The following is a 23,756-nucleotide window of genomic DNA, read 5'->3' as shown; positions in this document are numbered from 1 at the left end:
CATGTCGACACTTCTTAGTTCTGATTGCATCGAACTGCTTTGGCTTTCGACTTGGCAATCCGCGATTCTGGCTGCGGTCGTGTGGGGCATCATCCGTTCGGCAGGCCGCTGGCTGGCGCCGTCGTGGCGAGTGGTGCTGTGGATGATTCCATTGGTTCGGATGGTGGTGCTGGTGTTGCCCTGGTCGGGCATCAGTCTGTTCCAGGGAATCGCGGATTCCGATCGCTACGGATGGACCATGGCGAAAGTGACTCCGCAACAAATGATCGCACCGGAGATGGCGGACGCACCGCTGGGTTCCGGATTTCCCTCGGATACCGGTTGGGCCCCTGGCGATCAAGGAAACATGCAGGGATTCCAAGATTTTGAAAACAGTCCCGTTGTGATTGCTTCGAAGACTGACGTGGCAGCTGCGACGCCGCCCGCGGCAAGCAGCGATTCCGCTTGGTCACAGGTCAGATGGTCCGGCGTGGCGACGGTGATTTGGATGACGGGAGTGATGATCGTGTTCACGCGTTGCCTGATCGCCCGTATCCAGTTGGCTCGATTGCTGCGGCGATGCGATGCCACGGTGCCAGCGCGGATTCAAGCGATGATCGATTGCCGTGGTGCGTTGCCCGGACTCTGGGGCAGGCGTCGGACGGTGCGTTGTTTGATCAGCGACGGTTTTGTCAGTGACGGTTCTGTCAGTGATGGTTCTGTCAGTGATGGGGAAATTGGTCCAGCCACGTTCGGCCTGTTCCGCCCCTGCATCATCATCCCTCGCCGTATTGTCGAGAGCCACCCCGCCGCCGATTTGCAGTTGATCGTTGATCATGAATGGATGCACATCCGTCGCTGGGACGCCGCGTGGATGGGGTTGGCGACGGTGGCAACTACGGTGGCATGGTTCAATCCCATCGCCTACTGGCTGCGCCGGCAATTGCGGTTGGGAATTGAAATGGCCGTGGATGCGGCGATGATCGAAAGGATCGGTGAGAAGCGATCACGTGACTACGGGCAGTTGTTGGTCCAGTTGGCTGGCTCGGGGACCTCGGTCCGCTCAGGCGCGGCGCTGATGTTGCCGATGGCGGTCGAGGGATCCGGTTTGCGGCAGCGCGTCGAAGCGGTGATGGCATTCAGCAAGCCGCGGCGCTGGCAATCGGTCATCGCGGCGTTGGTCGCCTGCCTGCTAATCCTGTCGGGACTCAGCGACGTTCGCCAGCCGCAGGCGGCCGAGGATCAGGTCGCGGCAGCGCCCCAACAGGCCGCTGAAGAAACGCTCCCACAAAACGATGGGATAACCCGCGATGCTTCGGCGCCCGCATCCGCCGATGCAGCCAGCGATGTTGCCGCGAAAGACGAATCGGGAAACCGCGACGGTTCCGAAACGGCGATGGTCTATCAGGCATCCGGGCGAGTGGTGGATGCGGATGGCAATCCCGTGGCCGGCGCTAAGTTGTACTCGTCCGTGTATCGCGAGGGGCTTCCACCGAGCACACCCATGGCCAAATCGGACGATCGAGGCGAGTACACGATCGCGTTTCCACAAGGTCTTCCGTACGAGGGTTATTTCGTATGGTGCTACTCGCCCGATCACAGCATCCGCGTCGTCCGGATGGCCGCTCTGTTCCGCGATCAAAATTCAAAGGTCGTGAAGAACGCTGAGATCCGCTTGCCCCGAATGGAGTCAGTTGATTTCAATGTTTTTTTGCCTGACGGCAAGCCAGCTGAGGGAATGACCGTGTCGCCACTTTTCTTTGCGGTTCCCAGCGGAGTTTACGAATCCGATGAGCGTGCAGCTGCGAATGAATATTTTCCTGATGAACTCGCCCGTGAGCTTGCTGCTCGCACCGACGATCAAGGTCGGGCGACGATCCGCTCGATCCAGCGAAGACTCAATGGTGGAATGCGTGTGAAAAGTGACGGTTTCGGTCAGCAAGATTTCTTAGGCGTACCGAGTGATCTTAAGCTCGCTGCAGTGGGGCGAGTTGAGGGTGCGATCGAAGCGGATGCTCCACTCCGGTTTCATGGTCAGGAACTTTGGATTGGGAGCGATCCTCGGCTGAATAATGGAGCGAAGAATACCCTGGTGGGTACCGACCGCAAGCCTCGTAGCCAAGTGAGGGTGAAGCTGGATGCCGATGGACGTTTTGTGATCCCGGAAATGATTGAAGGTCAGTTAGTCTTGCATTCGACCAGTGGGTCAGTCGCACAGTATCAACTGATGGTGCATGGGCAGCCGAGAGTGATCGCTGGTCAAACGACTCAGGTTGTGGTGGATGTTTTACCGACAGTGTCCCTGACCGGGAAAGTCTTGGCTGCCGATACTCGTCAACCAGTCGTGGGTGCCAGCATCAATGTCATGTTGCCTGCCCGTGGGCGCTACTACACTTATCAAACAGTCGTGGGTGCCGATGTCAACATCGTGTTGCCTCACGCTGGGCGACACTTCATTCGTAAAGTGCATACCGATAAGGATGGTCGCTACTCTCTCCGCTTTCCTCGCGGGGAGATTCGACAGGTCATGGGGTACCTGGGTTCCCTGAACGATGCTTTCTACGATTGTCCAGTGTTAGATTCGATTAGCATCCCTGAGGGTGTCAACGCCTTTGACGCCGGAATCATCGAAGTCCATCCACAGCGAGTCGTCCGTGGACGATTGCTAGATGCCGATGGACGGCCGATTGAGAATGCAAAGATTGTAATTCCAAACGGAGCCCATCATCAGGCCGGTGATCGTGCGACGACAGCGCCGGACGGCAGTTTTGAGATGCCGGTTAGAGATTTTGACATGCGCCGTCGCTTTAAGAATCTCGACGGAAAATGGGCTCTCGAAACCCGCCCCGCCGTCGGTGAAGAGGCGCCGCAGTACACGATGCTGAATGTCGTGTTGTACGATCCCGATGCGATGGTGCTACAAACCCCTGATGACACGCTCCCACAAAACGATGGGATAACCCGCGATGCTTCGGCGCCCGCATCCGCCGATGCAGCCAGCGATGTTGCCGCGAAAGACGAATCGGGAAACCGCGACGGTTCCGAAACGGCGATGGTCTACCAGGCATCCGGGCGAGTGGTGGATGCGGATGGCAATCCCGTGGCCGGCGCTAAGTTGTACTCGTCCGTGTATCGCGAGGGGCTTCCACCGAGCACACCCATGGCCAAATCGGACGATCGCGGCGAGTACACGATCGCGTTTCCGCAAGGGGGAAGCCACGAGGACTATTTCGTATGGTGCTATTCGCCCCAGCACAGCATCCGCGTCGTCCGGATGGCCGCTCTGTTCCGCGATCAAAATTCAAAGGTCGTGAAGAACGCTGAGATCCGCTTGCCCCGAATGGAGTCAGTTGATTTCAATGTTTTTTTGCCTGACGGCAAGCCAGCTGAGGGAATGGTAGTACGACCGAAATACTTCGATGTTCCCAACGGGGTCTATGAAGCTGACGAGAGAACGGGATTGACGCATCCCTTTCCCGACGAACTGGCTAGTGAACTTGCTGTACGGACGGATGATCGAGGTCGGGCGAGGATGGCTTCGATCCCGCCCGCGCTGCAGAAAAGTATGTTGGTAGAGAGTCCTGATTTTGGTGTACAAGATTTCGGAAGTCGTGATACTGACTTTCGGCTCTCTGCAGTAGGGCGAGTCGAGGGAGTGATCGAGGGGGATAATCTGCAGCAGTTTGCTGGCCGAGAGCTTTGGATAACGAGCGATACTCGGTTGATCGATGGAGAGAGGATTACTCTAAAAAATGGAGTCAGCAGACCTCGTGGACAGGTCAAAGTGAAGGTGGATGTGGATGGACGTTTTGCGATCACGAATTTGGCTGAAGGCAAACTCGTGATGGCGTCGGCGAGTCAATCGGATGCGCCGTACCAACTGATGATGCGCGGACTGCCCAGTGTGGTCGCAGGTCAGACGACTGAGGTTGTGGTTGACGCGCTGCCGACTGTGCCCGTGACGGGGCAAATTCTGGCTGCGGATACTCGTCAGCCTGTTGTGGGGGCCACCATTGTCATCTCGCCCGTTCTTAGAAGAGATTTCACTTGTCGTGCAGATACGGATGATCAAGGACGATACTCACTCCGTGTTCCCCGAGGTGAATTTCGTTCACACGTGATGTCTTTGGGGCCTAACCAAAGTGCGCTCTACGAATCCCCTGAGTCCCAACAACTGACAATTCCAGACGATGCCGAATCGTTCGACGCGGGCATCATGGAAGTCCACCGAAAACGAATCCTGCGCGGACGTTTGGTGGATGCTGAAGGGCAACCGATTGCCACTGCGCAGATTGTGGTCCTATCGGGCGTCAGAGGTCGCGCTTTTGGAATCGCAACGACATCGATAGACGGTAGCTTTGAGATGCAGGTTTGGCGTTTTGTCATGCTCCGCAATGCCTTGAACCCGGATTGCAAATGGGGTCTCGTTACCCAGCCCGTCGTTCGCGGAGAGGCGCCGCAGTACACGATGCTGAATGTCGTGGTAAACGATCCCGACGCGATGGTGCTGCGGACGCCGTGATGACGGCGAAATGGAACCAGCCGAGCTCTAACTCTCTCCCCCGCAAACCGCTGCGCGGCGGGGGAGAGAGGACTGAAAACGCGACACTTATTGGTCGCTCGTTGTTTACCTAACCTGCCGGGACAGATTGATCAGTTGCGATTGGGAGCTCGGTTTGGTCTTCATGCTCTTGGCGTGTGTTTTGGCACCGGTGCGTTGGGCCCACTGATCGTAGGCTTGGGCCATGGCGATAACACGTTGGGGATGGTCAGCCGACACGTCGGTCGTTTCGCTGCGATCGGTCGACAAGTCGTACAGTTCCCAGTCGCGGTTCCGCTGGGCGACCAGTTTCCACTGTCCGTCGCGAACCGCGTGGTTGCCGCTGTACTCCCAATAGATCGGGCTATCGGTACGTTCACTCTGGCGGCCGGTCAGTGCCGGAACCAACGACACGCCCTGCATCGGCAACACATCCGATCCGTGGGCTTGGGCCGGGTACGTGGTCGCCGCCAATTCGACCACCGTGGGCATCACATCGACGATGTGACCGGTGTACTTCGAGATCGATCCGGCAGCTTTGATTTTGGCTGGCCAGTGAGCGATCATCGGTGTCGCGCTGCCGCCTTCGTGTGCGTATTGCTTGTACAGCCGCAGCGGCGTGTTGCACATGTTGGCCCATCGTGCATCGTAGGCGATGTCACTGTCCACAGGCCCCGGTGCAACGCCTGGTGTGCGATCGTGGTCGTATGGGCAGGCACCGTTGTCGGAAAAGAACAGGATCAGCGTGTTGTCCAGTTCGTCGTGCTGTTCCAGGTCGGCGATGACGCGTCCGATGTTTTTGTCCAGCCGGTCGACCATGGCCGCATAGACTTCGATCATCGGCAGCAGATGTTTCTTTTCGGCATCGGACAGCGAATCAAACGTTTCGACCTTGGGGTCTCGCGGCGATAGTTTCCAGCTGTCGTCGATCAGCCCCATCTTCTGCATTCGTTCAAAACGTTGCTGCCGGATGACGTCCCATCCCGCATCGAATTTGCCACGGTACTTGGCGATGTCTTCGGGCGGAGCCTGCAGCGGGTAGTGTGGCGCGTTGTGAGCCAGATACAGGAAATAGGGCTGGTCCTTGGTGCGAGCCTGGTCCAGGAACTCGATTGCGTAATCGGTAAACGCGTCGGTGGAATAGAAATCGGCGGGTGCCTTGTATTCCTGGTCGTCTAACCGCATGAAATTTTCACCCGATCTCAGATCGACACCGGTGTAGAAATTGATGGCACCGCTAAGGAAACCAAAGTAGCGGTCGAAGCCACGTTGGGGCGGTGTCTGGGCGACGTGCCACTTGCCGCTCATCAATGTCGTGTAGCCGGCGTCTCGCAGTACTTCGGCGATCGTGACGTTTCCCGGCTTGGAAAGGTTTCGCGACTGTTGGTGCCACAGTCCCGTCAACAGCGATGCACGAGTCTCGCTGCACTTGGCATTGTTGTGGAAGTCGACCATTCGCAACCCGCCGGCGGCCAATCGATCCAAGTTGGGTGTGTCGATTTCGCCACCGAAGCAACCCAGGTCCGAAAATCCCATGTCGTCGGCGACAATCACAATGATGTTCGGACGATCGGATGGTTCGGCTGCATCGACCTGTGCGGGACCGATCGCGGTCAACAGCATCAGGAAACCAAACGGCACACACGTGGATCGAATCATGGGGCACCCATCAGAAGGCAGGACGTCGTCAGCGTAGGCGGGAAAAAGCGGCAGGCAAAACGGGGCTGACCCCTTTTTCCTGACATTGCCTACGTTACCACAGGTGCAGCGGGCGAATCGGCTATTGGAAGATGACTCGGACCCAGTCCGCCGGGTCGGGGATCACCGGTGTCGGCAGGGATGTGCCGGCAGCCAGCGGTCGGGCTGAAACAAACCAGCTTTGGTCGGTGCCCGTCGAACCGGGTTCAATCGGCAGATCGACCACGTCGCGGCGAAGGATCGCGATTTCGAATGTCACGTAACCCTTGTCGTAGGCGGCGTCCAAATACCAAGTCGGTTGCCAAGCGGGGTTGCCGTCGATGGCGTCGTGGGTTCGCCGGGATGCCGAGGCACTTAGCTGCATCGACGTCATCAGGTCGCCGTCGATGTCCAGGCAAAGCGACAGACGATCGACCATGGAAAGGTCGTCGTCACGGATGCCCGATGCGGAATCGCGATGACTGTCCGGGTGCATCCGATCTTCGGGACATTCCACAGCGACATAGATGTAGTCGTCGTCATAGGCCATGCGGATGGATGTGTCCGAGTTCGCGGAGGCTTCGCTTTCGGACCAGCAAGAGTCGTTGGTCATCCCGTCCAATCGCGGTGGCGACGCGGTGCGGCGAGCGCGGACCACTTGCGGGCCCCGTCGTCGCAGCAGTCCCGACCATGGGTTGGATGTAGCATCGGCCAACCGGCGTAGGCTGGCCGGTTGTTCTTCGGCGATCTGCAGCCCAACACGATCGCTGCGGTTGCGAGATGCTTCGCCGCCCAGCAGCACAATCGGATGGAATTCCCACGCCAGATCGACTTCGCTGGATGGGGTGGCCTTGGGGGCGGATGGCATGTCCAGCATTTCGGGTTCAGGAACGATCACCGGCGCGATCGCCGAGACTTGCCGAACCTGGCCCATAGCCGGGCCATCGCTGAAACCGCCGCTGGTGGGTGTCGGCGACGCAGCCTCCGGTGCAATCGACTGGAACGGTGAGACGGCGATCGATCGGGAAACCGATGCGATCGGTCGATCAGCGGTTTGCCCACCGGTGGTCAGGATCTCTTCCAGTCGCCTTCGTTCGACGCTGTGCGTCAGCGACTGCAGTCGCACTTTGGCCCAATGGCCGGCCGAACGGTCCGCAAATCGTTGGGCAATCACGCCCAGGACGGTTTGCCGTGTCCGGATGTCCGACAAACTGGCATCCGACGTGGCTGCCAAAATCGACCATGCCAACCGAAATTGGTCCTCTTTGGCGGTCTGGTCCAAAATCGTCGCCAGCGATTGGTCGAACGATCCCACGCGGTGCTTGCTGTTCAGCAGTTGTTCGATCCGTTTGGATTGTTTCATCCTGGCCTGGACCACTTGCAGTTGCCGTCGCGAGGCCGGTGCCGATCGATCGGGAAGTCGTTGGCCGGCCGAAAGGTTCAGTCCCGAGGTGACTGATTCGCCGGTCCGTCGTGATGGGTTGGCGTCATACAGGTATCGCAGCGAGATCGATTCGACGTGGTTTTGATGGGGCGCGATGTGGTGCAGCGCGTCATAGGCCAAGTCGCTGGCTAGGATGCCGGTTTTTGGCAGTAACGCGTCGCGGTGCAGTGTCGTGGATTGGGATTGCCCGGTCGTGTAGGACGCCACACGCTGCACACCTGCTGTGGTGGCGGCTTGAAAAAATGCGTCCAGTGTCTCCGGTGCAAGGTTTTGGTCCAGGACCACTGCGGAGGGTTGCAGGATCGCGATCCAACGCATCGCCATGCGGACGTTGTCATCGCTGTTGTCCGTGCGTCCGAACGTATCGACGCCGGATGCGCCCAGCATCACGGCGACTTGATGCGCCAGTTCAAGCTGGGATGGCTGATTGGCGGGGTCGGATTGTTGGTTCTGTTGCGATGGGGGAAGGTCGACCAGAACGGTGGTTCGGTTCCTGGACTCTAACGATTCGCTGCCGACCATCGACCAAGCGACTGATGGGGCGCTAGCGGCCACGAACAGGATGGCTGTATGGCGATCTTGGCCTGCGCGAGTCGTCCATGTTTTGCCATTGTCGTCGCTGGTCATGATCACACCGTGGTCACCGACGGCGCACAACCGGTTTGCGGCGATTCGACAGGCGGCGCGGACGGCTACCGGGACCGAGGTGGTTTGAACCCAAGACAGCAGATCCTTGGCGTCGGGGGTGCGGGCCAGTGGGGCGGGCGGATGCTGGTTGCCGTTGCCGGTCCAGGTTCGTCCATCGCTGCGACTTTCGAACTGATGGGTCAGCGACGGGTGCGACCAGTCGCCATCGGCCGTCAGCTTTCCGTCGTCGCGACGTTGGATCTTGCGAAGTCGGGGCAGATCATTGTCCGCACCACGCTGCCAGCGGTTGCCACCGTCGTTGCTGATCAGCACGACACCGCGGCTGATTCGGGTAATCGCGTCGTAGCCGCCGCCCACCGCAACCATTCGCTGGGCATCGATCCAGATCAGGTCGTCGATCCGGCACTCGACACCGCTTTCCGATGGGGTCCAGGTTTGGCCACCGTCGCTGGTCTTCATGATCCGGCCGCGGTCGCCCACGGCGACACCGAGTTGGTCGTCGTAAAACGCGACCGCGTTGAGCGCCGCTTGGGATCGCAGCAATCGGGTTTGGGAATAGGCCGGTGGCAGTTCGGGCGACGCCGCCGAGGCCGTGGCGATCCCCAGCAACAGGATCGCGATTCCGCCCACCTGGCTGATCGGCAAGGGCAGGCAAATTTTGCGGCAACAGGTCACTATCCACCTCGAAAAGGGAACGCGGGTCACCGGATGGGGGGTGTCCGTGCGGGTTGGGCGGGCCGAGTGCCAGAAACCGTGGATCAAATTCTGGCTGGCCGAAATCGCCATGGCAAAGCATCGATAGGTCATGAATTCCATCCTCGTACGATTCCCGCCGCACCGATCAACGCGGTCCATCCGAGCAGCAGATTCGCGCTGAGGTACAGTCCGGACAGGGCCCAGCGGCCATCGAGTCCTAAGGAGGCTGATTCGGCCGAGAAGGTCGAAAAGGTGGTCAGCCCGCCCAAAAAGCCGGTTTGAAGTGCCAATCGCATCCGTTCGGCGACCATCCCTTCGACAGTGGTGTATTCGATCAGTCCACCGATCAGGGCGCAACCGAGCACGTTGGCGATCGTGGTGCCCAGCATGGACGAACCGCCTGGGACCGCGATTGCGGCTAGAGTGATCAGGTAGCGTGCCACCGAACCGAGGGCTCCGCCTGCCGCGACCGCTGTCATGTTGATCCAAGTTGTCATCGTCGCTGGCCGTTTTAACCATTGCCTAAGTATGGGCACGAACTTACGTTAGCGAGTAGATTCGGAGTTTCGGGCGACCGCGTAAACGTCAGTTTTTGCCGGTTTCGCGACGCACTGCTCTGGATTCCTAAATATTGACCCCGAACGTTCTGTCCATTGGGCCTGTCCCAGGGATATTACGAGTCTCCGTCCGCCGCCTTTTTCTGTTCCGAAGAGCACATGAGTACTGCGAAAGCCGCCACAGAACCCCAAGTGATGACCGGTGCCGATATCTTGGTCAAATCATTGGTAGACCACGGCGTCGACGTGCTTTTCGCCTATCCTGGCGGATGCAGTATGCCGATGCACCAAGCGTTGACCCGTTTCGGTGGATCGATCCGCACCATTCTGCCACGTCACGAACAGGGCGGAGCCTTCGCCGCGCAGGGTTATTCCCGCAGCACCGGCAAGGTGGGCGTTGTGATGGCCACCAGTGGTCCGGGCGCGACCAACCTGGTCACCGCGATCGCCGATGCCAAGCTGGACAGCATTCCGATGGTTTGCATCACCGGCCAAGTGCCTACCAAGGCGATCGGTAGCGACGCGTTCCAAGAAACGCCGATGGTCGAAGTTTGTCGTGGCATCACCAAACACCACTATCTGGTGACCAAGATCGCGGATCTGCCGCGGATCATGAAGGAAGCGTTCCATATCGCGCAAAGCGGCCGACCGGGACCCGTTTTGATCGACATGCCCAAGGACATTCAGCTTGGGAACATGACGGACATCGACATGGATCCGCCGATGGATCTGCCGGGCTATCAGGCTGCACCGCCTGCCGTGCCTAGCGAAACGATCCGTCAAATCGCGGCCGCGATCAAATTGGCGCGACGACCTGTGATCTATTCCGGTGGTGGTGTGATCATCGGGGGTGCCAGCGAAGATTTGCGTGAATTCATCACCAAAAGCGGTATTCCCACCGTCACCACGCTGATGGGGCTGGGTTCCGTTCCCCCCGAACACGAACATTCGATGGATTGGTTGGGCATGCACGGGGCGGCCTACGCCAACTATGCCGTGCGTGACTGCGACCTGTTGATCGCATTGGGTGTCCGATTCGACGATCGCGTGACCGGCAAGGTCGAAGCGTTCGCCAAGGACGCCAAGATCATCCACGTGGATATCGATGCATCGGAGCTGAACAAGAACAAAGAGGCGCACATCCCGGTTCGCGGCGACGTCAAGCAAGTGTTGACCGAACTGAACAAGATCGTCCAAAAGCCAGAGATCAGCGAGTGGCAAAAACACTGCGTCGATCTGAAGGCGAAGTTCCCGATGAAGTACGACGAGAACTTCGACGGCATCCTGCAACAACACGCGATCAAGACGCTTAGCGATGTCACCGCTGACATGGACGCGTACATCAGCGTTGGTGTTGGCCAGCACCAGATGTGGGCTGCACAGTTCTATAAGTTCCGTCGTCCTCGCACTTGGTTGTCCAGCAGCGGCTTGGGCACGATGGGATTCGGCCTGCCTTCGGCGATGGGTGTCCAAGCGGCACACCCCAACGCCCTGTCGATCGACATCGATGGTGACGGTAGTTTCCAGATGAACATCCAAGAACTGGCGACTTGTTTCTGCGAAGAACTGCCTGTGAAGGTGTTCTTGCTGAACAACCAACACCTGGGCATGGTCGTCCAATGGGAAGACCGGTTCATGGAACGCAACCGAGCACACACTTACCTGGGCCCGATTCATCACGTAGAGGCCAAGGGCAAGAGCGACGCCGACCGATTCCAGTATGCCGAAGAACGCTATCCGGACTTTGTCAAAATCGCACAGGGCTACGGTTGTGGCGCAGCGACGATCCGCAAGAAAGCCGACCTGGAAGGTGCGATCCGCGAAATGATCGCGCACAAGGGACCTTACCTGTTGGACGTCCAAGTGCCGTACCAAGAACACGTTCTGCCAATGATCCCCGGCGGCATGACCGTCGACGACATGATCTTGGAATAGACCGCTATTGGATGCCGCGTAGGCCGGTCATTGACCGGCCGCCGACGCGTCACGGCTGACGAAATCAACCGATCGTCCCATCCCGATCGGCGCACGCCGCGTTGATCATTCGCTGGCTGCGGGGACGCTGGGTTCCGCGGCATCAGCCGGCATGACTTCCTGAAAGAACCGCACCATCGTTTGTCGGGTGCTGGGGTTCAGGAACGTCAACATGTGTCCCTGTTGGGGGACCGCGGTCATGCGGCTATCAACGGCCGCTGCAATCTGCGCATCGTGAAACGACTGGCTTGCCTGAATTGGCACGATCAGATCGGTCACGCCATGGATGATTTGAGTCACCGGGTCGGTAGCCGAAACATGAGCCGCCGGCGATGCGGCAGCGTAAAGCTGCGGTTTTTCACGCCGCGATCCGCCCAAAAAATAGGCCAGTGCCGTGTTGTCGATCGGCAGGGATCGAAAATCACAGGGCGGGCCTCCGGCGCAAACCGCACGGATCTTGGGAAGTGATTTCCAACGAGAATCCGACGCCGACCACTGGCTGGCAGCGGCTTGTTGAGGGACGGGTTCGTCGGCCAGGCTAGCGATCAATAGCGACAGGTGCCCACCGGCCGAGTATCCGAACACACCGAGTCGATCCAAGTCGATCGACAAACGCTTGGCGTTGTCGTTGGTCCACAGCAGGGCTTGGCGAACATCGTCGGCCTGGGCGGGAAAGGGATGCGTCGGGGCCAAGCGATAGTTGATCGTGATGGCGACGAAGCCGTTTTCTGCCAATTGCCGAGCATAGCTTCCCAGCGTCCATTTATCGCCGCTCATCCATCCGCCACCATGGATCACGACCACGGCCGGAAAACCGCCTGTGGGGACGTCACCGGTGGGGGAGTAAACGTCGCACAGACCCGCTTTGCCTTCGGTTTCGCCGTATCGTTGATCCGTAACGACCGAAACGGTTTCGTCCGTTGCCAGGCTGGTCTGCGAACCGATCATCAACCACACGATCGCTAGCCACAGGGGCGATATCGTCCGCCGCCGCCCGTTGTGGTCGTCGCAGGATCGATCGTCGCTGCATTGATTGTCGCTGCATTGATTGTGGTTGCGGTGATCCGCCGTTGCCGACGGAATCAATTCTCCGGATCGCATTGGCTGGGTTCCTGGTGGCGGTTTTGGATTCGTGGCGGTTTTGACGTGGCGGTTTTAAATGGGGCGGTGGGATGAAGTTGCATCCCACGTATACTACAAAGTCGGCGAGCTTCGCCGAAATCTCATTTGTCGCGAAAGTCCATCATGCCAGTCGAACTGAATACTGTTCCCGAAGCCGTCGAAGCGATCCGAGCCGGTGAAGTCGTCATCGTTGTGGATGCCGAGGATCGTGAAAACGAAGGCGATTACATCTGCGCGGCTGAAAAGTGCACGCCGGAAGTCATCAATTTCATGTTGTCCGGCCGCGGCCAGTTGTGCGTGTCGATTCTGCCTGATGCGGCCAAGCGATTGGAACTGACACCGGTCGTCGTCCAGAACGATGCGCCGTTGAAAACCGCGTTCATGACACCGATCGATATTCGCAGTGCCAAGACTGGGATCACGGCATCCGAGCGAGCCGAGACGATTCGTCGGTTGGCGTCGCCGGAATGCAAGGTGGACGACTTCGTTCGTCCGGGCCACGTTTATCCATTGTTGGCCAAACAGGGGGGCGTGCTGCGCCGCGCCGGTCACACCGAAGCCGCGATGGACCTAGCACGCATGGCCGGCCTCGGTTCGGCCGCCGCGCTATGCGAGATCTTGGACGATTCGGGCGAACGAGCTTCGCGGGCCGATTTGGGCCAGATCGCCCAAAAACATAACCTGAAGATCATCAGCATCGAACAGTTGATCGCCCACCGTCGGGTCAGCGAGAAACTGATCTCGCGTACTGCCGAAGCCCGTCTGCCGACAAAGTACGGCGACTTTACGATCGTCGTGTACGGGGTCCAATACGAGGCGCAAGAACCGATCGCGTTGGTGTTCGGCGACCTGACTGCCGAAGGGAACCCGGCGCTGGTCCGAATGCACAGCAGTTGCTTTACCGGCGACCTGGTCGCATCACTGCGTTGTGATTGCGGTGACCAGTTGCACCTAGCCCTACAGATGATCAGCAGCGAAGGACGCGGGGCGTTGATCTACTTGCCGCAAGAGGGACGGGGCATCGGGTTGGCACAGAAAATTCGTGCTTATGCCCTGCAGGATAAAGGCATGGACACCGTCGAAGCCAATCATGCACTCGGGTTCAAAGCCGACATGCGCGACTACGGCATCGGGCTACAGATCCTGAAAGATCTGGGGCTTAGCGAGGTTCGTTTGTTGACCAACAACCCCAAGAAAACCGAAGCCTTCAACCTACGCGGCTTCGATTTGCGAGTCGTCGATCAGGTGCCGATCGTTTCGGACGTCAACGAACACAACCAGAAGTACCTGGAAACCAAACGCGACAAGATGGGCCACAACCTACCCGGTTGATCCGATCAGCCCCATCAAGAAATCCTCTGGCGTAGAGGATTTTGGCCGCCCACGCCGCTAAGCAACGTGCGATCATTCAGTATCGTTTCTTTCTTTCCCCTCTCTCTAACTCTCTCCCCCGCAAACCGCTTCGCGGCGGGGGCGAGATGACTTGAATCGCGACACTGATCGATCGCTCGTTGCTAAGGGATCTGCGTCAGCAGGCTGGTCGCCGCTTCGGCGATCTCTTCGACCGCACTGGGCGTGTAACCTTCCCAGACGCCGACGATCTTGCCATCGGGTCCGATCAACATCGATGTTGGATAGTACAGCGACGGTTGTTCCAATCGCTCAGCCGCGCTGCGGCGGGTGATGCCGCGAGGGTCAGCGATCGCGGGGCTCGTGATGTTTTCGCGTTCGAAATAGTCACTGGTTTTCTCTGCCAATCCGCCCATCGTTTCACCGGCTCCCGATTCGCAGGATACCGGCAGGAAACGAAAATTCGGGTCGGCGGTCAACTCTTGGGCCCGTTTGGCCAAATGCGGATACTCCATCCGGCAGGGGCCGCACCAGGTGCCCCAAAAATGCAGCAGCCGAACCGTGCCTGCGGGGGCGGCGTCGTCCGGATCCATCGCGGTTCCCGAATCCAATCGCACCAAATCCAATTGCGGCGATGGCTTGCCGAGCGCGGCATTCTCCGCTCGCGGGCGGTTGCCCATCATCACCATGGTGGTCGCGCCAACGATGGCCAACACGAAGATCCACAATCCGATCTTCGGGCCTGTGCCGGTCGAAGGGGCCGTTGGGGTGTCGGTGGTAGACTGTGGGTTCGGTGCGGACACGGTATGGTTTTACGGCAAAGAGGAAACGAGGTTCGCTAATGTTGTTTTCGGTTAAGCCTAGTTCGCTGATCCAAACTATCGTGGTGATTCGATGATCGAAAATGATTGGCGCAGCAGGATCTGGATGGCAATTCCGGCAATGCTGCTTATCGGGTTAATGGTCATCGGGGTATTCCAGTCCGCCAACGATGACTCGTCCGGCAAGTCATCCGCAATGGAAACCGACGCCGGTGCCACAGCCGCATCCAAAATCCGATTGGATGAAGCGAGGTTGGTCGAAAGCAGTGGTCTGGCACGTTCGCATCACCGCGATGATGCATTTTGGACGCACAACGATTCGGGCAGCAAGCCGGAACTGTTTGCCTTCGATTTGACCGGACGCCGTTTGGTTCGGTTGCGATTTCCGTCGATCCGAAAGGCGATCGATTGGGAAGACATGGCATCCTTTGTCGATGACGGTGTGCCACGGTTGTTGATCGCCGATACGGGCGACAACAAGGGCGTCCGAAGCACGGTATCGCTTCACTTGTGTGACGAGCCCGGACTCGATGACGACAAGCAGCAAGCCGACGTGCAAACGATCCAGGTGGCCTTTCCCGATGGGCCACACGATTGCGAAGCCGTCGCCGTCGATGTCCAGCGGCGATTGATCGTGATGTTGACCAAGTCTGGTTTTCCACTGTGCCGCGTCTACGCAATTCCGATCCCGCATTTCGACGACGGCCAATCGATCATCCAAGTCCAGGCCACTGCGGTGACCACGCTGGCGATGCCGATGGTGACCGCGGCTGATTTTGATTCGGCGACGGGTGACTTGTGGGTGATCAACTACTTTCAGGCCTTCCGGTTTGCCGGAACCGATCCTGCCACGCCGCTGTCGAAGATGTTGGCGGCTTTGCCAACGGCGATGGATCTGCCACGCTTGCGACAGATCGAAGCCATGGCAGTGGGCCCCAACAGCCAGGTGTGGGTGACGAGCGAAGGCACCCCCGCCTGGATGCAAAAGGTTTCCCAGCCCGGTCGATGAACGTGTTTGATTTCTCGAAATGGTTCGCTGTTGATGTTTGAAGTAGAACAGAAGTTCAGGGTCGAAGATGCGGACGCGCTGATCCGCCAACTGCAGGCAGGCGGCGGTGTCGAACAGGCTGCGGAGTGTCACAGCGATACGTATTACAACCATCCGTCGCGCGACTTCAGCGAGACTCGCGAAGCACTTCGCATCCGCCGCGTCGATGGCATTCCGATGATCACCTACAAGGGCACCAAACTGCCCGGGGCGATCAAGGCCAGACGCGAACTCGAATGGCGATTGGATCCGGGCGATAGCGATGGATCGAAGATGGAAGAAATGCTGGTCCTGCTGGGCTTTCGCCGCGTTGCCACCGTCCACAAGACACGCCGCAGTTTCAGATTTCCGGCCGCCGATCCCCGCTCCGATTCGGTCGGCGGCGAATTGACCGTCGTGGTGGACGATGTCACCGGTCTAGGGCCCCACGCGGAAATTGAAATGCTGGCCGCCGATGCGGATTCCGTCGAAGCCGCTCGGGATCAAATCACGATATTGGCCACCAAGCTGGGATTGCGGGATGCCGAGTCCCGCAGCTATCTGAGAATGATCTTGGAGTCCGGCCAAGCGGAATAGATGCCGCGAAAGCCGGGCCTGCCCAATCCATGGGGTGATTCGGACGAAGTATTTGCATCGACGACCTAGCCAGCCTAACCTAGTGTGCTGATGCGCCGTCTTTGCCGATTTGGCCGCATTCCCCCGCTTCGATTCCATCAGAAGAGACGAATCATGATCAAGAAACTACTCAGTTGCTTTGCTATCTTGCTAGTTGCCGGTGCGACCGTTGTCGCTGGCGATGTCGATTTGGAAGGCGTTCAATGCGTCGTTGCCCCCAAGGCAGCCAGCGAAGGTAAGTCGGCCGAATACAAAGAAGGCAAGGTCTATTTTTGCTGTGGCGGATGCGCTGGCAAATTTGCAGCCGACACGAAAAAGTTCGCCACGAAAGCGAATTTCCAACTGGTCGCAACGAAGCAATACGAACAGAAGGCCTGCCCAATGAGCGGCCGAGATGTCAGCGCGGACATCAACACCGTCGTTGCCAAGACCAAGGTTGCGTTCTGCTGTGAAGGCTGCAAAGGGTCCGTCGACAAGGCCGAAGGCGACGAAGCCAAAATGAAACTGGTCTTCGCCGAGAAACCTTTCGCAAAGGCATTCGCCAAGGCGAAGCCAAAGTCGGCTCAGTAGTCACTGCCGCGATCGATCGATCAAACGACTGAACTTGATTCGTCTAGGACCTGATGCAAGGTCCTAGGCGTTTTTTATTGGCCGTCGCCGATCCGCTTCTTCCGCATCGGCGTTCGCGTCGATCGGGTCATTGGCGACGCATTTCAGTTGGGACGTCGGCCAGAGCTTCGTCGGCTAGTTCGAACGATCCAGCCAGCAGATCCTGATCGTCGTTGATCAATTCGGGGTAACGGGTTGGCCAGATTTCGACGGCAAAGATCTCGTGGACGGCGTCCTCGAACCGGACAAAGCCGACGGTTTCTCCCGTTTCGATGTTGACCACCCATACACCGCAAACGCGCTGGTCAAGCTTCGCCTCTGCGATCGGGACTCCGCCAAAGATCGCGGATTCGCGGACTTGTGATAAGCCGATCAACGCAAGCGGTCCGACGAACGACAACCCACGCGTGAAGCCGGGCAGTTTGGCAACGCTCTGGTAGCTTCCATTGGCCGGGTCGATGATGCCGAGTTCGCCGATACCGGATTGCAGGACCCATAGATGACCCTGGTGCCAGCGGGGTGAATGGGGCATCGATAGGCCATGTGCCATCACTTGATCCGATTCGATATCGATCAGGATCCCGCCATTGCGTTTGTTTTTGCGCCAACCTTCCACTTCGTGGGTTTCCCCGAGCGCTGTCACATAGCGGGCCTGGCCATCTCGAGTCGCCAAACCGTTCAGATGGCAGCAGTCGCCGGGGACGAAGTGTGGGATGAATGACGGTCGCCACACGGGTTCGAAACTGTGCACGTCGCTGCGCCGGCAAAGGCACGAAAAGCGTGTGTTGACGGCCCATAGCTCCGTTCCCGCGGCGCCGTTGACCCAATCCATTTCGTGGATCTGTATGTCGCCGGTCCAGTGGGTCGTGCGTGGCAGAAGGCAAGCGTCATGATGCACCGGAGACGCCGGATCGGACGCCCGTATTTTCGCATCCACTTTTTCGCACACCGCCGGCAGGTTATGGAACTCCCAAATCTGGTTGGCGGTGCCAACGGCCAATCGATTTCCGTCGATCGCCAACCCCATTGGTTTATCGAATGACCGAAAGTGCGTGTTCAGAGCTGTGTCCTGGGCGCGCAGCATCACCAGCCGGCCAGCCTGGTAGGTCGTGACCAGGATCGAAATTCCTAATTGGTGAAGGATGTCGGGAATGTTCGACGTATGGACGCTGCGCAGCGGTTCGGGCATCGCTTGTACTTTTCGTTTCCAGGTATTCCAGCTTGGGCGGTTCGTCAGACGCGGATTCGCACGGCCTCAGCGACTCGGCACAAGCGTGATTCAAAATGCGACCTAGGGCAACCAACGGCGCACAAAGAACCCCGCCTGAACATTCAGACGGGGTTCGGATCGGTGATTTCGAGGCCAGATAACCAGCGGGCTAGAAAGGCAGGTCGACCTGTTCGCGTGTCGCTCGCGTTCCGAGCGCACCCCACACGCCATAGGGGCTTGCCGAGCCCGGTTGCAGAGTGCTTTGGTTGTTATTGTTTTGACGCCAAACCATTTCAGCATGACCATCCCCGGATTCAACCGAATCGGTGATGAACTGAATCGAAGCATCCCCCATCAGGATATGGACACCGCCGGGGTGATGGCTGCTGGGCGGCATGATTCCATCGCCACCGTGATCGTTGTAGTTCAAACAGACCGTGCTGTTGGGTGGCAGGATCGTGTTGACCTGGGTGTATTGCGGTCGGAAGTCGGCCCAGCGGAATCCGCGTTGGGTGGCAGCACCGGGCAGGTTGGTGCCAGGCAACCAGTATCTGGGACGCAGCGGATCGATGTCTTCGTCCAAGCAAATGCTGGGGTTGCCTTCCACTCCGCCACCCCAACGGGATCCTTTGGCGCGGGATCCAACGCTGCGGATGTCTCGGTCGCCAAGCGATGTGATGATCTCTGCCATCATCACCGTGTTGGCCAGCCCATCCAACGTGTCACGGAACTTGCCGTTGGCACGCGGCACAAACATGCCTCGCTGGGCTGCGCGAACCTGTTGCATCAACCACGATTCGTTTTGGTAGTACCAGCGACCTTGGCCGCCATTGAATCGTGAGATGCCCAAGTTGGCGCGGCTGCATGAATCGCCCGTGCAGGCCGCATAGTTGGTGCGCCCGATGGCCGGCAGACCGACGCCGGGATCGCTTGGGCATCGATAGGTTTGAACGTCGGTGGTCCATGGGGTGTACCGAATCGTGTAGGGTGCCGGTCCCATCGCCGCCCACGTTTCACCACTGGGTTCTTCCAGCGGATTGGAAATCTGTTCCCACATCGCCGTCTGTTCTAAAAACGGCAAGATGCCCACTAGCATGCTCAACTGATGGCGGGTGTAGCCGCCGGGTGCCCCAGGGGTGCCTGGGTTGTCGGCGTTGTTCCAATTGTCCTCGGTTTCGTTCGTCGCACCCGTCCCGTGCATCGGGAGTTGCTGGAACGCCGAGTGGTAGTTGTGGATCGACAGCCCGATGTTTTTGAAGTTGTTGCTGCAGCTCATCCGTCTGGCCGCTTCGCGAGCCGACTGCACCGCCGGTAGCAGTAGCCCGACCAAAACACCAATGATGGCGATCACGACTAGCAGTTCCACCAATGTGAAACCGTTCTTGTGGTTCTTCATCAGAACGTCCCCTCGATAAGATAAGAAAAGAATATGACCGCATGAAATCGATGCGGCAGTGTTCGGGGGCGCCGAAGTGCTTCTCGCAAAATGACCGTCCATCGCAATGGATGATCGCTCGGTCCCCCGTTGGGCCCACACTGCTGAATCCGGGTAGCCGGATGCAAGCAGCTGAACCCGGGCAACTGGATCCCTAACAGCGGTTCGCGTTGTCTCGCGTGCTGCACAGAATCCCTGGCGGGATGCCCCTGAATGTCATTCGATCAATCAGGGAGCGTCCAGGTCTTTGTCGCCTTCCCCTTCGGCGGCCAGCATCGCCTCGTACTTGGCGATCGCTTCCTCGTCACCATCTTCAATGGACACGGACGGTCTGTCGTCGCACCCCATCAGCGGTATCGATAAGAACAGCAGGGCTGCCAATCGTGTCATCGGTTTCATCGCAAAATCCACTAAGCCAGAACAATTTCGAGGTCGGAATGAAGACGATGGCCGACCTTCCCCAGCCCTAGTCTTGGGGGCTGCGGGGCGGTAATCAACAACAAAGCGCCTCTAAATCGGATCAGCGGGACAGAAACCGCCGTTGGTTGAGTTCTAGCGTCTTGGGATTAAGGTCAGTGCCACAGCGGGCACACCCTTGGTGGTTCTGGGGGTTTAGGGGGACTGGGGTTTTGCCAGCCTAGGGTTCGTTGGGCGTCGCTAAGTCGATCGGCGTTTTGGTCTGATCCGGGGTGACCTGCATCTGCTGGTACTGCCAGTTTCCGTCCGTCTTGGTCGCAACGACCTTCACCTGGGCGGACCCATTGGGGCCATGAACGGAATAGTTCAAGTTGGCTTCGCCGTCGTCGTTGTTCAGGTTGACGTTGCCGTTGACCAGCATGCTGGGTTCGATCGGCGTTCCGATTTGCTGCTGCAGTTCAACGTTTTGCTGTGCTCGTTGCAGCGATTCGGTGTACGGTTGGCTGGATTTCAGCAGGGCGAAAACGCTGATCACGCCGGTGGCGGCAAGTCCGCCGCAGATCAGGATGGCTACCAAACAACCGCCGCCGATCCCCATCAACAGGCATCCGGTTCTGGACTTGGGCGGGACGGGTTGGGCCATCGTTTCCGGTGAACTTGGCGACATTTGATCGACTGACATTGTTTCGTCCCGCTGGTCCAGAAGAGGAAGCTTGCTTGGCTGCCATTATCTTATCCCCCCATCTCGGGCGGTGGTGCCCTGACAGAAGTTGGCTCGGGAATTTTGTTCGACGAGATTCCTGTTGTGGGCAGTGGGCATTCTTTCGAACGCGGTTCTGCGGCGATGGATTGTGGCAAACCGGCGCAGAGGCAATCGCTGCGGCACACCGTGTCGGACGCTCAGTTATGCTGGGCTGATCTCTTGAACTGCCTAGGATTCGCGCCGGTGAGTGTGTGTCGCGTTTGTGTACCACTCGTTTGTGTGGCTGCGATCCATCACCATACTGCTATGCGGATGCTGACCTCATGATTTCCTGTCGATCTAAATTTCTTCACGATCTGGCCACGTCCGCGGTGGGTTGTGGCATGGCACTGATGTTTGTGTTGGGCGCTATTGGAACGGCGCGCGGGGCGGACCAAGCCAGTGATCGCCCGAACATCGTGTTCATTTTGGCTGACGATCTTGGCTATGGCGAACTGGGCTGTTACGGCCAGCAGAAAATTCGCACGCCGCACATCGATTCGTTGGCTCGTGATGGAATGACGTTCTTGCATCACTACACCGGTGCACCGGTCTGTGCGCCCGCCCGATGCACGTTGATGACGGGTCAGCATTTGGGGCACGCCCAAATCCGTGGGAATCGTGATTCGGGTAACGGCCGGATCTATCCGGGTCAGTGGCCGATCACGGACGATGTCGTCACCGTTGCCGAGGTTCTAAAGCAGGCGGGGTATACCACCGGCGCGTTTGGCAAATGGGGACTCGGTCCGTCCAACACATCGGGTTCGCCAATCAAGCAGGGGTTCGATCGGTTCTTTGGATACAACTGTCAGCGGAACGCCCACAGCTACTATCCGACTTTTCTTGACAGCAACGAAAAAGAGGTGACCATCAACCCGTACCCGATCCCCGGGCACGATCGCAAACCCGACGGCGAAGTGGTTGCCGATGACTACCGATCGAAGACCTATGCCCCGGATCGGATTCTTTCCGAAGCGATCCGGTTCTTAGACCAGAACAAGAAACGACCCTTTTTCTTGTACCTGCCGTTTGTCGAACCGCACGTTTCGATGCAGCCACCCCAGCGCTGGATTGACGAGTATCCAACGCAGTGGGACGAAGAACATGGTCCCTATCGTGGTGAGAATGGTTACCTGCCACATCCGCGTCCACGGGCAGCCTATGCGGCGATGATTTCGGATCTGGACGAACACGTGGGCCAGATCCTGCAGCGATTGGAACAGCATGGATTGTCGGACAACACGATCGTTGTTTTTACGTCCGACAATGGGCCAACCCATGGCAGTCGCAATCCCGAATTTCACGTCGGCGGTGCCGCCTGCACGTTCTTTGATTCGAATCGCGGGCTGCGAGGTTGGAAGGGAAGCTGTTACGAAGGCGGAATCCGAATTCCCTGTGTTGTCCGTTGGCCGGGGCATGTCGGGGCGGGCACCAAGAATTCCGAACCAACCTATTTCCCGGATTGGTTTCCGACGTTGACGTCGATCGCCGGCGGCAAACTGCCGACGTCTCAGACGATCGATGGAGTGGATTTGAATCCGGTGTTGCGTGGGGAAGCGTTGTCCGGTCGGGATCAACCGTTGATCTGGGATTTCAGTGGCTACGGCGGCATCGCTGCGGTTCGTGATGGTCGTTGGAAAGCGGTCCGTCGTGGCGTCAGCGGCACGCAGCCCAGTGCATGGGAACTGTACGACCTAAGCGTGGATGAAACCGAGTCGAATGATTTGTCGGCCCAGCATCCCGATGTGGTGGATCGTCTGGAAAAACAGTTCGTTGCCAATCGAACGACCGAGCCGGACTTTCCCAACGGCCAATATGACCCCAGTGGCAGTTGATTCCGATCGAATCGCCAAGGATCACTCCCTTCACTCTCCCTCCCCTGCTTTCTCCTTTTGGACCCCGATCCATGCCGATGTTGACCAGCAATCGCCGCCGCATGTTGCAGGCGTCCGCCGCCACCGTACTGGCCGGCGTGACCACGCGTTGGGCTCGCGCCGCGGCGCCGACCAAGCGGTTGTTCACGATGTCGCTGCGCGGTGGTTCGATCGGTGTGAACACGGACCAGCCCGAAGCGATTCGCTTGGCAGCCCGACATGGATTCGAAGCGGTAACGCCTGACCCGCACGCTCTTGCCAATGCCAGTGTGGATCAAAGGGCCGAGTGGATCGACCAGATGAAGGAATCGGGGTTGGTGTGGGGAGCCGCCGGATTGCCGGTCGAGTTTCGCCGGGACGAGGCAACTTTTCGCGAACAGTTGAATTCGTTGCCAGACTTGGCGGCCGCGATGCAGGATGCCGGGGTGACGCGAGTGGGCACATACCTGATGCCCTGTCATGACGATCTGACCTACACACAGAACATGCGTCAGCACGCCGAACGTCTGCGCCAATGCGTCCAAGTGCTCGGCGACCACGGGCAACGATTCGGAATGGAATACGTCGGTCCGAAGACGTTGTGGACATCCAAGCGATATCCCTTCATCCATTCGATGGCGGAAACCAAGGACCTGATTGCCCAGATCGATCAGCCCGGTGTGGGGTTCATTTTAGATAGTTGGCACTGGTACACGGCCGGTGAAACCGTCGCCGACATCACGTCTCTATCGAATGCCGATGTGGTGGCTTGTGACTTGAACGACGCGCCGGCCGGATTGGCGGTGGACCAGCAGATCGACAATCAACGAATGCTTCCCATGGCGACCGGCGTGATCGACCTGAAGTCGTTCTTGCAGTCTCTGGTCGCGATCGGGTACGACGGCCCGATCCGTGCCGAACCATTCAATCGCAAACTGGCGGCGATGGAAAATGGTCCGGCTTGTGCCGCCACAGCCAAGGCGATGACGGCTGCGTTCGACTTGATCGATGGTTAGCCA

The 23,756-nt window shown here is 58.5% G+C and carries 17 protein-coding genes; 8 read left to right on the top strand and 9 right to left on the bottom strand.

What is annotated here, in order from left to right; translation table 11 throughout:
• Nucleotide 1: 1 nt before the first annotated feature.
• Nucleotides 2-4,501 carry a M56 family metallopeptidase gene (locus K227x_RS29155; protein ID WP_218933633.1) on the top strand — a complete coding sequence of 1,500 codons (4,500 nt, stop codon included), beginning with the start codon at nucleotides 2-4 and terminating at the stop codon, nucleotides 4,499-4,501.
• 105 nt (nucleotides 4,502-4,606) lie between these two features.
• Here K227x_RS29155 and K227x_RS29150 read toward each other — a convergent pair whose 3' ends face one another.
• The 3 genes from K227x_RS29150 to K227x_RS29140 all read right to left on the bottom strand — a co-directional run bounded on the left by K227x_RS29150 (nucleotide 4,607) and on the right by K227x_RS29140 (nucleotide 9,481).
• On the bottom strand, nucleotides 4,607-6,178 hold the full coding sequence (locus tag K227x_RS29150) for an arylsulfatase (protein WP_145176460.1): 1,572 nt from the start codon (nucleotides 6,176-6,178) through the stop codon (nucleotides 4,607-4,609).
• A gap of 121 nt (nucleotides 6,179-6,299) precedes the next feature.
• Nucleotides 6,300-9,095, bottom strand: coding sequence for a hypothetical protein (locus K227x_RS29145; protein WP_218933632.1), 2,796 nt, complete (start codon nucleotides 9,093-9,095; stop codon nucleotides 6,300-6,302).
• On the bottom strand, nucleotides 9,092-9,481 hold the full coding sequence (locus K227x_RS29140; RefSeq protein ID WP_145176454.1) for a fluoride efflux transporter FluC: 390 nt from the start codon (nucleotides 9,479-9,481) through the stop codon (nucleotides 9,092-9,094). The genes K227x_RS29145 and K227x_RS29140 overlap by 4 nt, the downstream gene beginning before the upstream one ends.
• A gap of 219 nt (nucleotides 9,482-9,700) precedes the next feature.
• On the opposite strand from K227x_RS29140, the gene ilvB reads away from it, so the two are divergent.
• The gene (ilvB, locus tag K227x_RS29135; RefSeq protein ID WP_145176451.1) at nucleotides 9,701-11,476 is read left to right on the top strand and encodes a biosynthetic-type acetolactate synthase large subunit; all 1,776 of its coding nucleotides are present in this window, start codon (nucleotides 9,701-9,703) and stop codon (nucleotides 11,474-11,476) included.
• Between the two features lie 105 nt (nucleotides 11,477-11,581).
• Here ilvB and K227x_RS29130 read toward each other — a convergent pair whose 3' ends face one another.
• Nucleotides 11,582-12,616 (bottom strand): alpha/beta hydrolase, encoded by a 1,035-nt coding sequence (locus tag K227x_RS29130; protein ID WP_145176448.1) that lies wholly within the window; start codon nucleotides 12,614-12,616, stop codon nucleotides 11,582-11,584.
• A 144-nt stretch (nucleotides 12,617-12,760) separates the two neighbouring features.
• Here K227x_RS29130 and ribA point away from each other — a divergent pair, with 144 nt between their 5' ends.
• Nucleotides 12,761-13,969, top strand: a complete 1,209-nt coding sequence (ribA, locus tag K227x_RS29125) for a GTP cyclohydrolase II (protein ID WP_145176445.1) — start codon at nucleotides 12,761-12,763, stop codon at nucleotides 13,967-13,969.
• 182 nt (nucleotides 13,970-14,151) lie between these two features.
• Here ribA and K227x_RS29120 read toward each other — a convergent pair whose 3' ends face one another.
• On the bottom strand, nucleotides 14,152-14,790 hold the full coding sequence (locus K227x_RS29120; RefSeq protein WP_145176442.1) for a TlpA family protein disulfide reductase: 639 nt from the start codon (nucleotides 14,788-14,790) through the stop codon (nucleotides 14,152-14,154).
• A gap of 91 nt (nucleotides 14,791-14,881) precedes the next feature.
• Here K227x_RS29120 and K227x_RS29115 point away from each other — a divergent pair, with 91 nt between their 5' ends.
• The 3 genes from K227x_RS29115 to K227x_RS29105 all read left to right on the top strand — a co-directional run bounded on the left by K227x_RS29115 (nucleotide 14,882) and on the right by K227x_RS29105 (nucleotide 17,041).
• A complete protein-coding gene (locus K227x_RS29115; protein WP_218933631.1) occupies nucleotides 14,882-15,817 on the top strand; it encodes an SdiA-regulated/phytase-like domain-containing protein in 936 nt (311 codons plus the stop codon).
• 33 nt (nucleotides 15,818-15,850) lie between these two features.
• Nucleotides 15,851-16,432, top strand: coding sequence for a class IV adenylate cyclase (gene cyaB / locus K227x_RS29110; protein WP_145176436.1), 582 nt, complete (start codon nucleotides 15,851-15,853; stop codon nucleotides 16,430-16,432).
• Between the two features lie 153 nt (nucleotides 16,433-16,585).
• Nucleotides 16,586-17,041, top strand: coding sequence for a hypothetical protein (locus K227x_RS29105; RefSeq protein WP_145176433.1), 456 nt, complete (start codon nucleotides 16,586-16,588; stop codon nucleotides 17,039-17,041).
• 127 nt (nucleotides 17,042-17,168) lie between these two features.
• Here K227x_RS29105 and K227x_RS29100 read toward each other — a convergent pair whose 3' ends face one another.
• The 4 genes from K227x_RS29100 to K227x_RS29090 all read right to left on the bottom strand — a co-directional run bounded on the left by K227x_RS29100 (nucleotide 17,169) and on the right by K227x_RS29090 (nucleotide 20,824).
• Complete coding sequence (locus K227x_RS29100; RefSeq protein ID WP_145176430.1) at nucleotides 17,169-18,269, bottom strand: TIGR03032 family protein; 1,101 nt, start codon at nucleotides 18,267-18,269, stop codon at nucleotides 17,169-17,171.
• 190 nt (nucleotides 18,270-18,459) lie between these two features.
• Nucleotides 18,460-19,686, bottom strand: a complete 1,227-nt coding sequence (locus K227x_RS29095; protein WP_145176428.1) for a DUF1559 family PulG-like putative transporter — start codon at nucleotides 19,684-19,686, stop codon at nucleotides 18,460-18,462.
• Between the two features lie 267 nt (nucleotides 19,687-19,953).
• Complete coding sequence (locus tag K227x_RS31005) at nucleotides 19,954-20,124, bottom strand: hypothetical protein (RefSeq protein ID WP_218933630.1); 171 nt, start codon at nucleotides 20,122-20,124, stop codon at nucleotides 19,954-19,956.
• 238 nt (nucleotides 20,125-20,362) lie between these two features.
• Nucleotides 20,363-20,824 carry a cytochrome c oxidase assembly factor Coa1 family protein gene (locus K227x_RS29090; RefSeq protein WP_246146371.1) on the bottom strand — a complete coding sequence of 154 codons (462 nt, stop codon included), beginning with the start codon at nucleotides 20,822-20,824 and terminating at the stop codon, nucleotides 20,363-20,365.
• 344 nt (nucleotides 20,825-21,168) lie between these two features.
• Here K227x_RS29090 and K227x_RS29085 point away from each other — a divergent pair, with 344 nt between their 5' ends.
• Both K227x_RS29085 and K227x_RS29080 read left to right on the top strand, forming a co-directional pair.
• A complete protein-coding gene (locus K227x_RS29085) occupies nucleotides 21,169-22,719 on the top strand; it encodes an arylsulfatase (RefSeq protein ID WP_145176425.1) in 1,551 nt (516 codons plus the stop codon).
• Nucleotides 22,720-22,790: 71 nt separating this feature from the next.
• On the top strand, nucleotides 22,791-23,753 hold the full coding sequence (locus tag K227x_RS29080; RefSeq protein WP_218933629.1) for a sugar phosphate isomerase/epimerase family protein: 963 nt from the start codon (nucleotides 22,791-22,793) through the stop codon (nucleotides 23,751-23,753).
• The last annotated feature ends 3 nt before the right edge of the window (nucleotides 23,754-23,756 follow it).

The organism is Rubripirellula lacrimiformis, assembly GCF_007741535.1.
Lineage (GTDB): Bacteria > Planctomycetota > Planctomycetia > Pirellulales > Pirellulaceae > Rubripirellula > Rubripirellula lacrimiformis.
This window is presented reverse-complemented; position numbering and strand designations above follow the sequence as displayed.

Coding starts and splice junctions, on each gene's coding strand:
- K227x_RS29100 (WP_145176430.1), bottom strand. CDS start 18,269: ATGCCCGAACCGCTGCGCAGCGTCCATACGTCGAACATTCCCGACATC.
- K227x_RS29150 (WP_145176460.1), bottom strand. CDS start 6,178: ATGATTCGATCCACGTGTGTGCCGTTTGGTTTCCTGATGCTGTTGACC.
- K227x_RS29145 (WP_218933632.1), bottom strand. CDS start 9,095: ATGACCTATCGATGCTTTGCCATGGCGATTTCGGCCAGCCAGAATTTG.
- ilvB (WP_145176451.1), top strand. CDS start 9,701: ATGAGTACTGCGAAAGCCGCCACAGAACCCCAAGTGATGACCGGTGCC.
- K227x_RS29105 (WP_145176433.1), top strand. CDS start 16,586: ATGATCAAGAAACTACTCAGTTGCTTTGCTATCTTGCTAGTTGCCGGT.
- K227x_RS29130 (WP_145176448.1), bottom strand. CDS start 12,616: ATGCGATCCGGAGAATTGATTCCGTCGGCAACGGCGGATCACCGCAAC.
- cyaB (WP_145176436.1), top strand. CDS start 15,851: ATGTTTGAAGTAGAACAGAAGTTCAGGGTCGAAGATGCGGACGCGCTG.
- K227x_RS29090 (WP_246146371.1), bottom strand. CDS start 20,824: ATGTCAGTCGATCAAATGTCGCCAAGTTCACCGGAAACGATGGCCCAA.
- K227x_RS29155 (WP_218933633.1), top strand. CDS start 2: ATGTCGACACTTCTTAGTTCTGATTGCATCGAACTGCTTTGGCTTTCG.
- K227x_RS29080 (WP_218933629.1), top strand. CDS start 22,791: ATGCCGATGTTGACCAGCAATCGCCGCCGCATGTTGCAGGCGTCCGCC.
- K227x_RS29115 (WP_218933631.1), top strand. CDS start 14,882: ATGATCGAAAATGATTGGCGCAGCAGGATCTGGATGGCAATTCCGGCA.
- K227x_RS29095 (WP_145176428.1), bottom strand. CDS start 19,686: ATGAAGAACCACAAGAACGGTTTCACATTGGTGGAACTGCTAGTCGTG.
- K227x_RS31005 (WP_218933630.1), bottom strand. CDS start 20,124: ATGAAACCGATGACACGATTGGCAGCCCTGCTGTTCTTATCGATACCG.
- ribA (WP_145176445.1), top strand. CDS start 12,761: ATGCCAGTCGAACTGAATACTGTTCCCGAAGCCGTCGAAGCGATCCGA.
- K227x_RS29085 (WP_145176425.1), top strand. CDS start 21,169: ATGATTTCCTGTCGATCTAAATTTCTTCACGATCTGGCCACGTCCGCG.
- K227x_RS29140 (WP_145176454.1), bottom strand. CDS start 9,481: ATGACAACTTGGATCAACATGACAGCGGTCGCGGCAGGCGGAGCCCTC.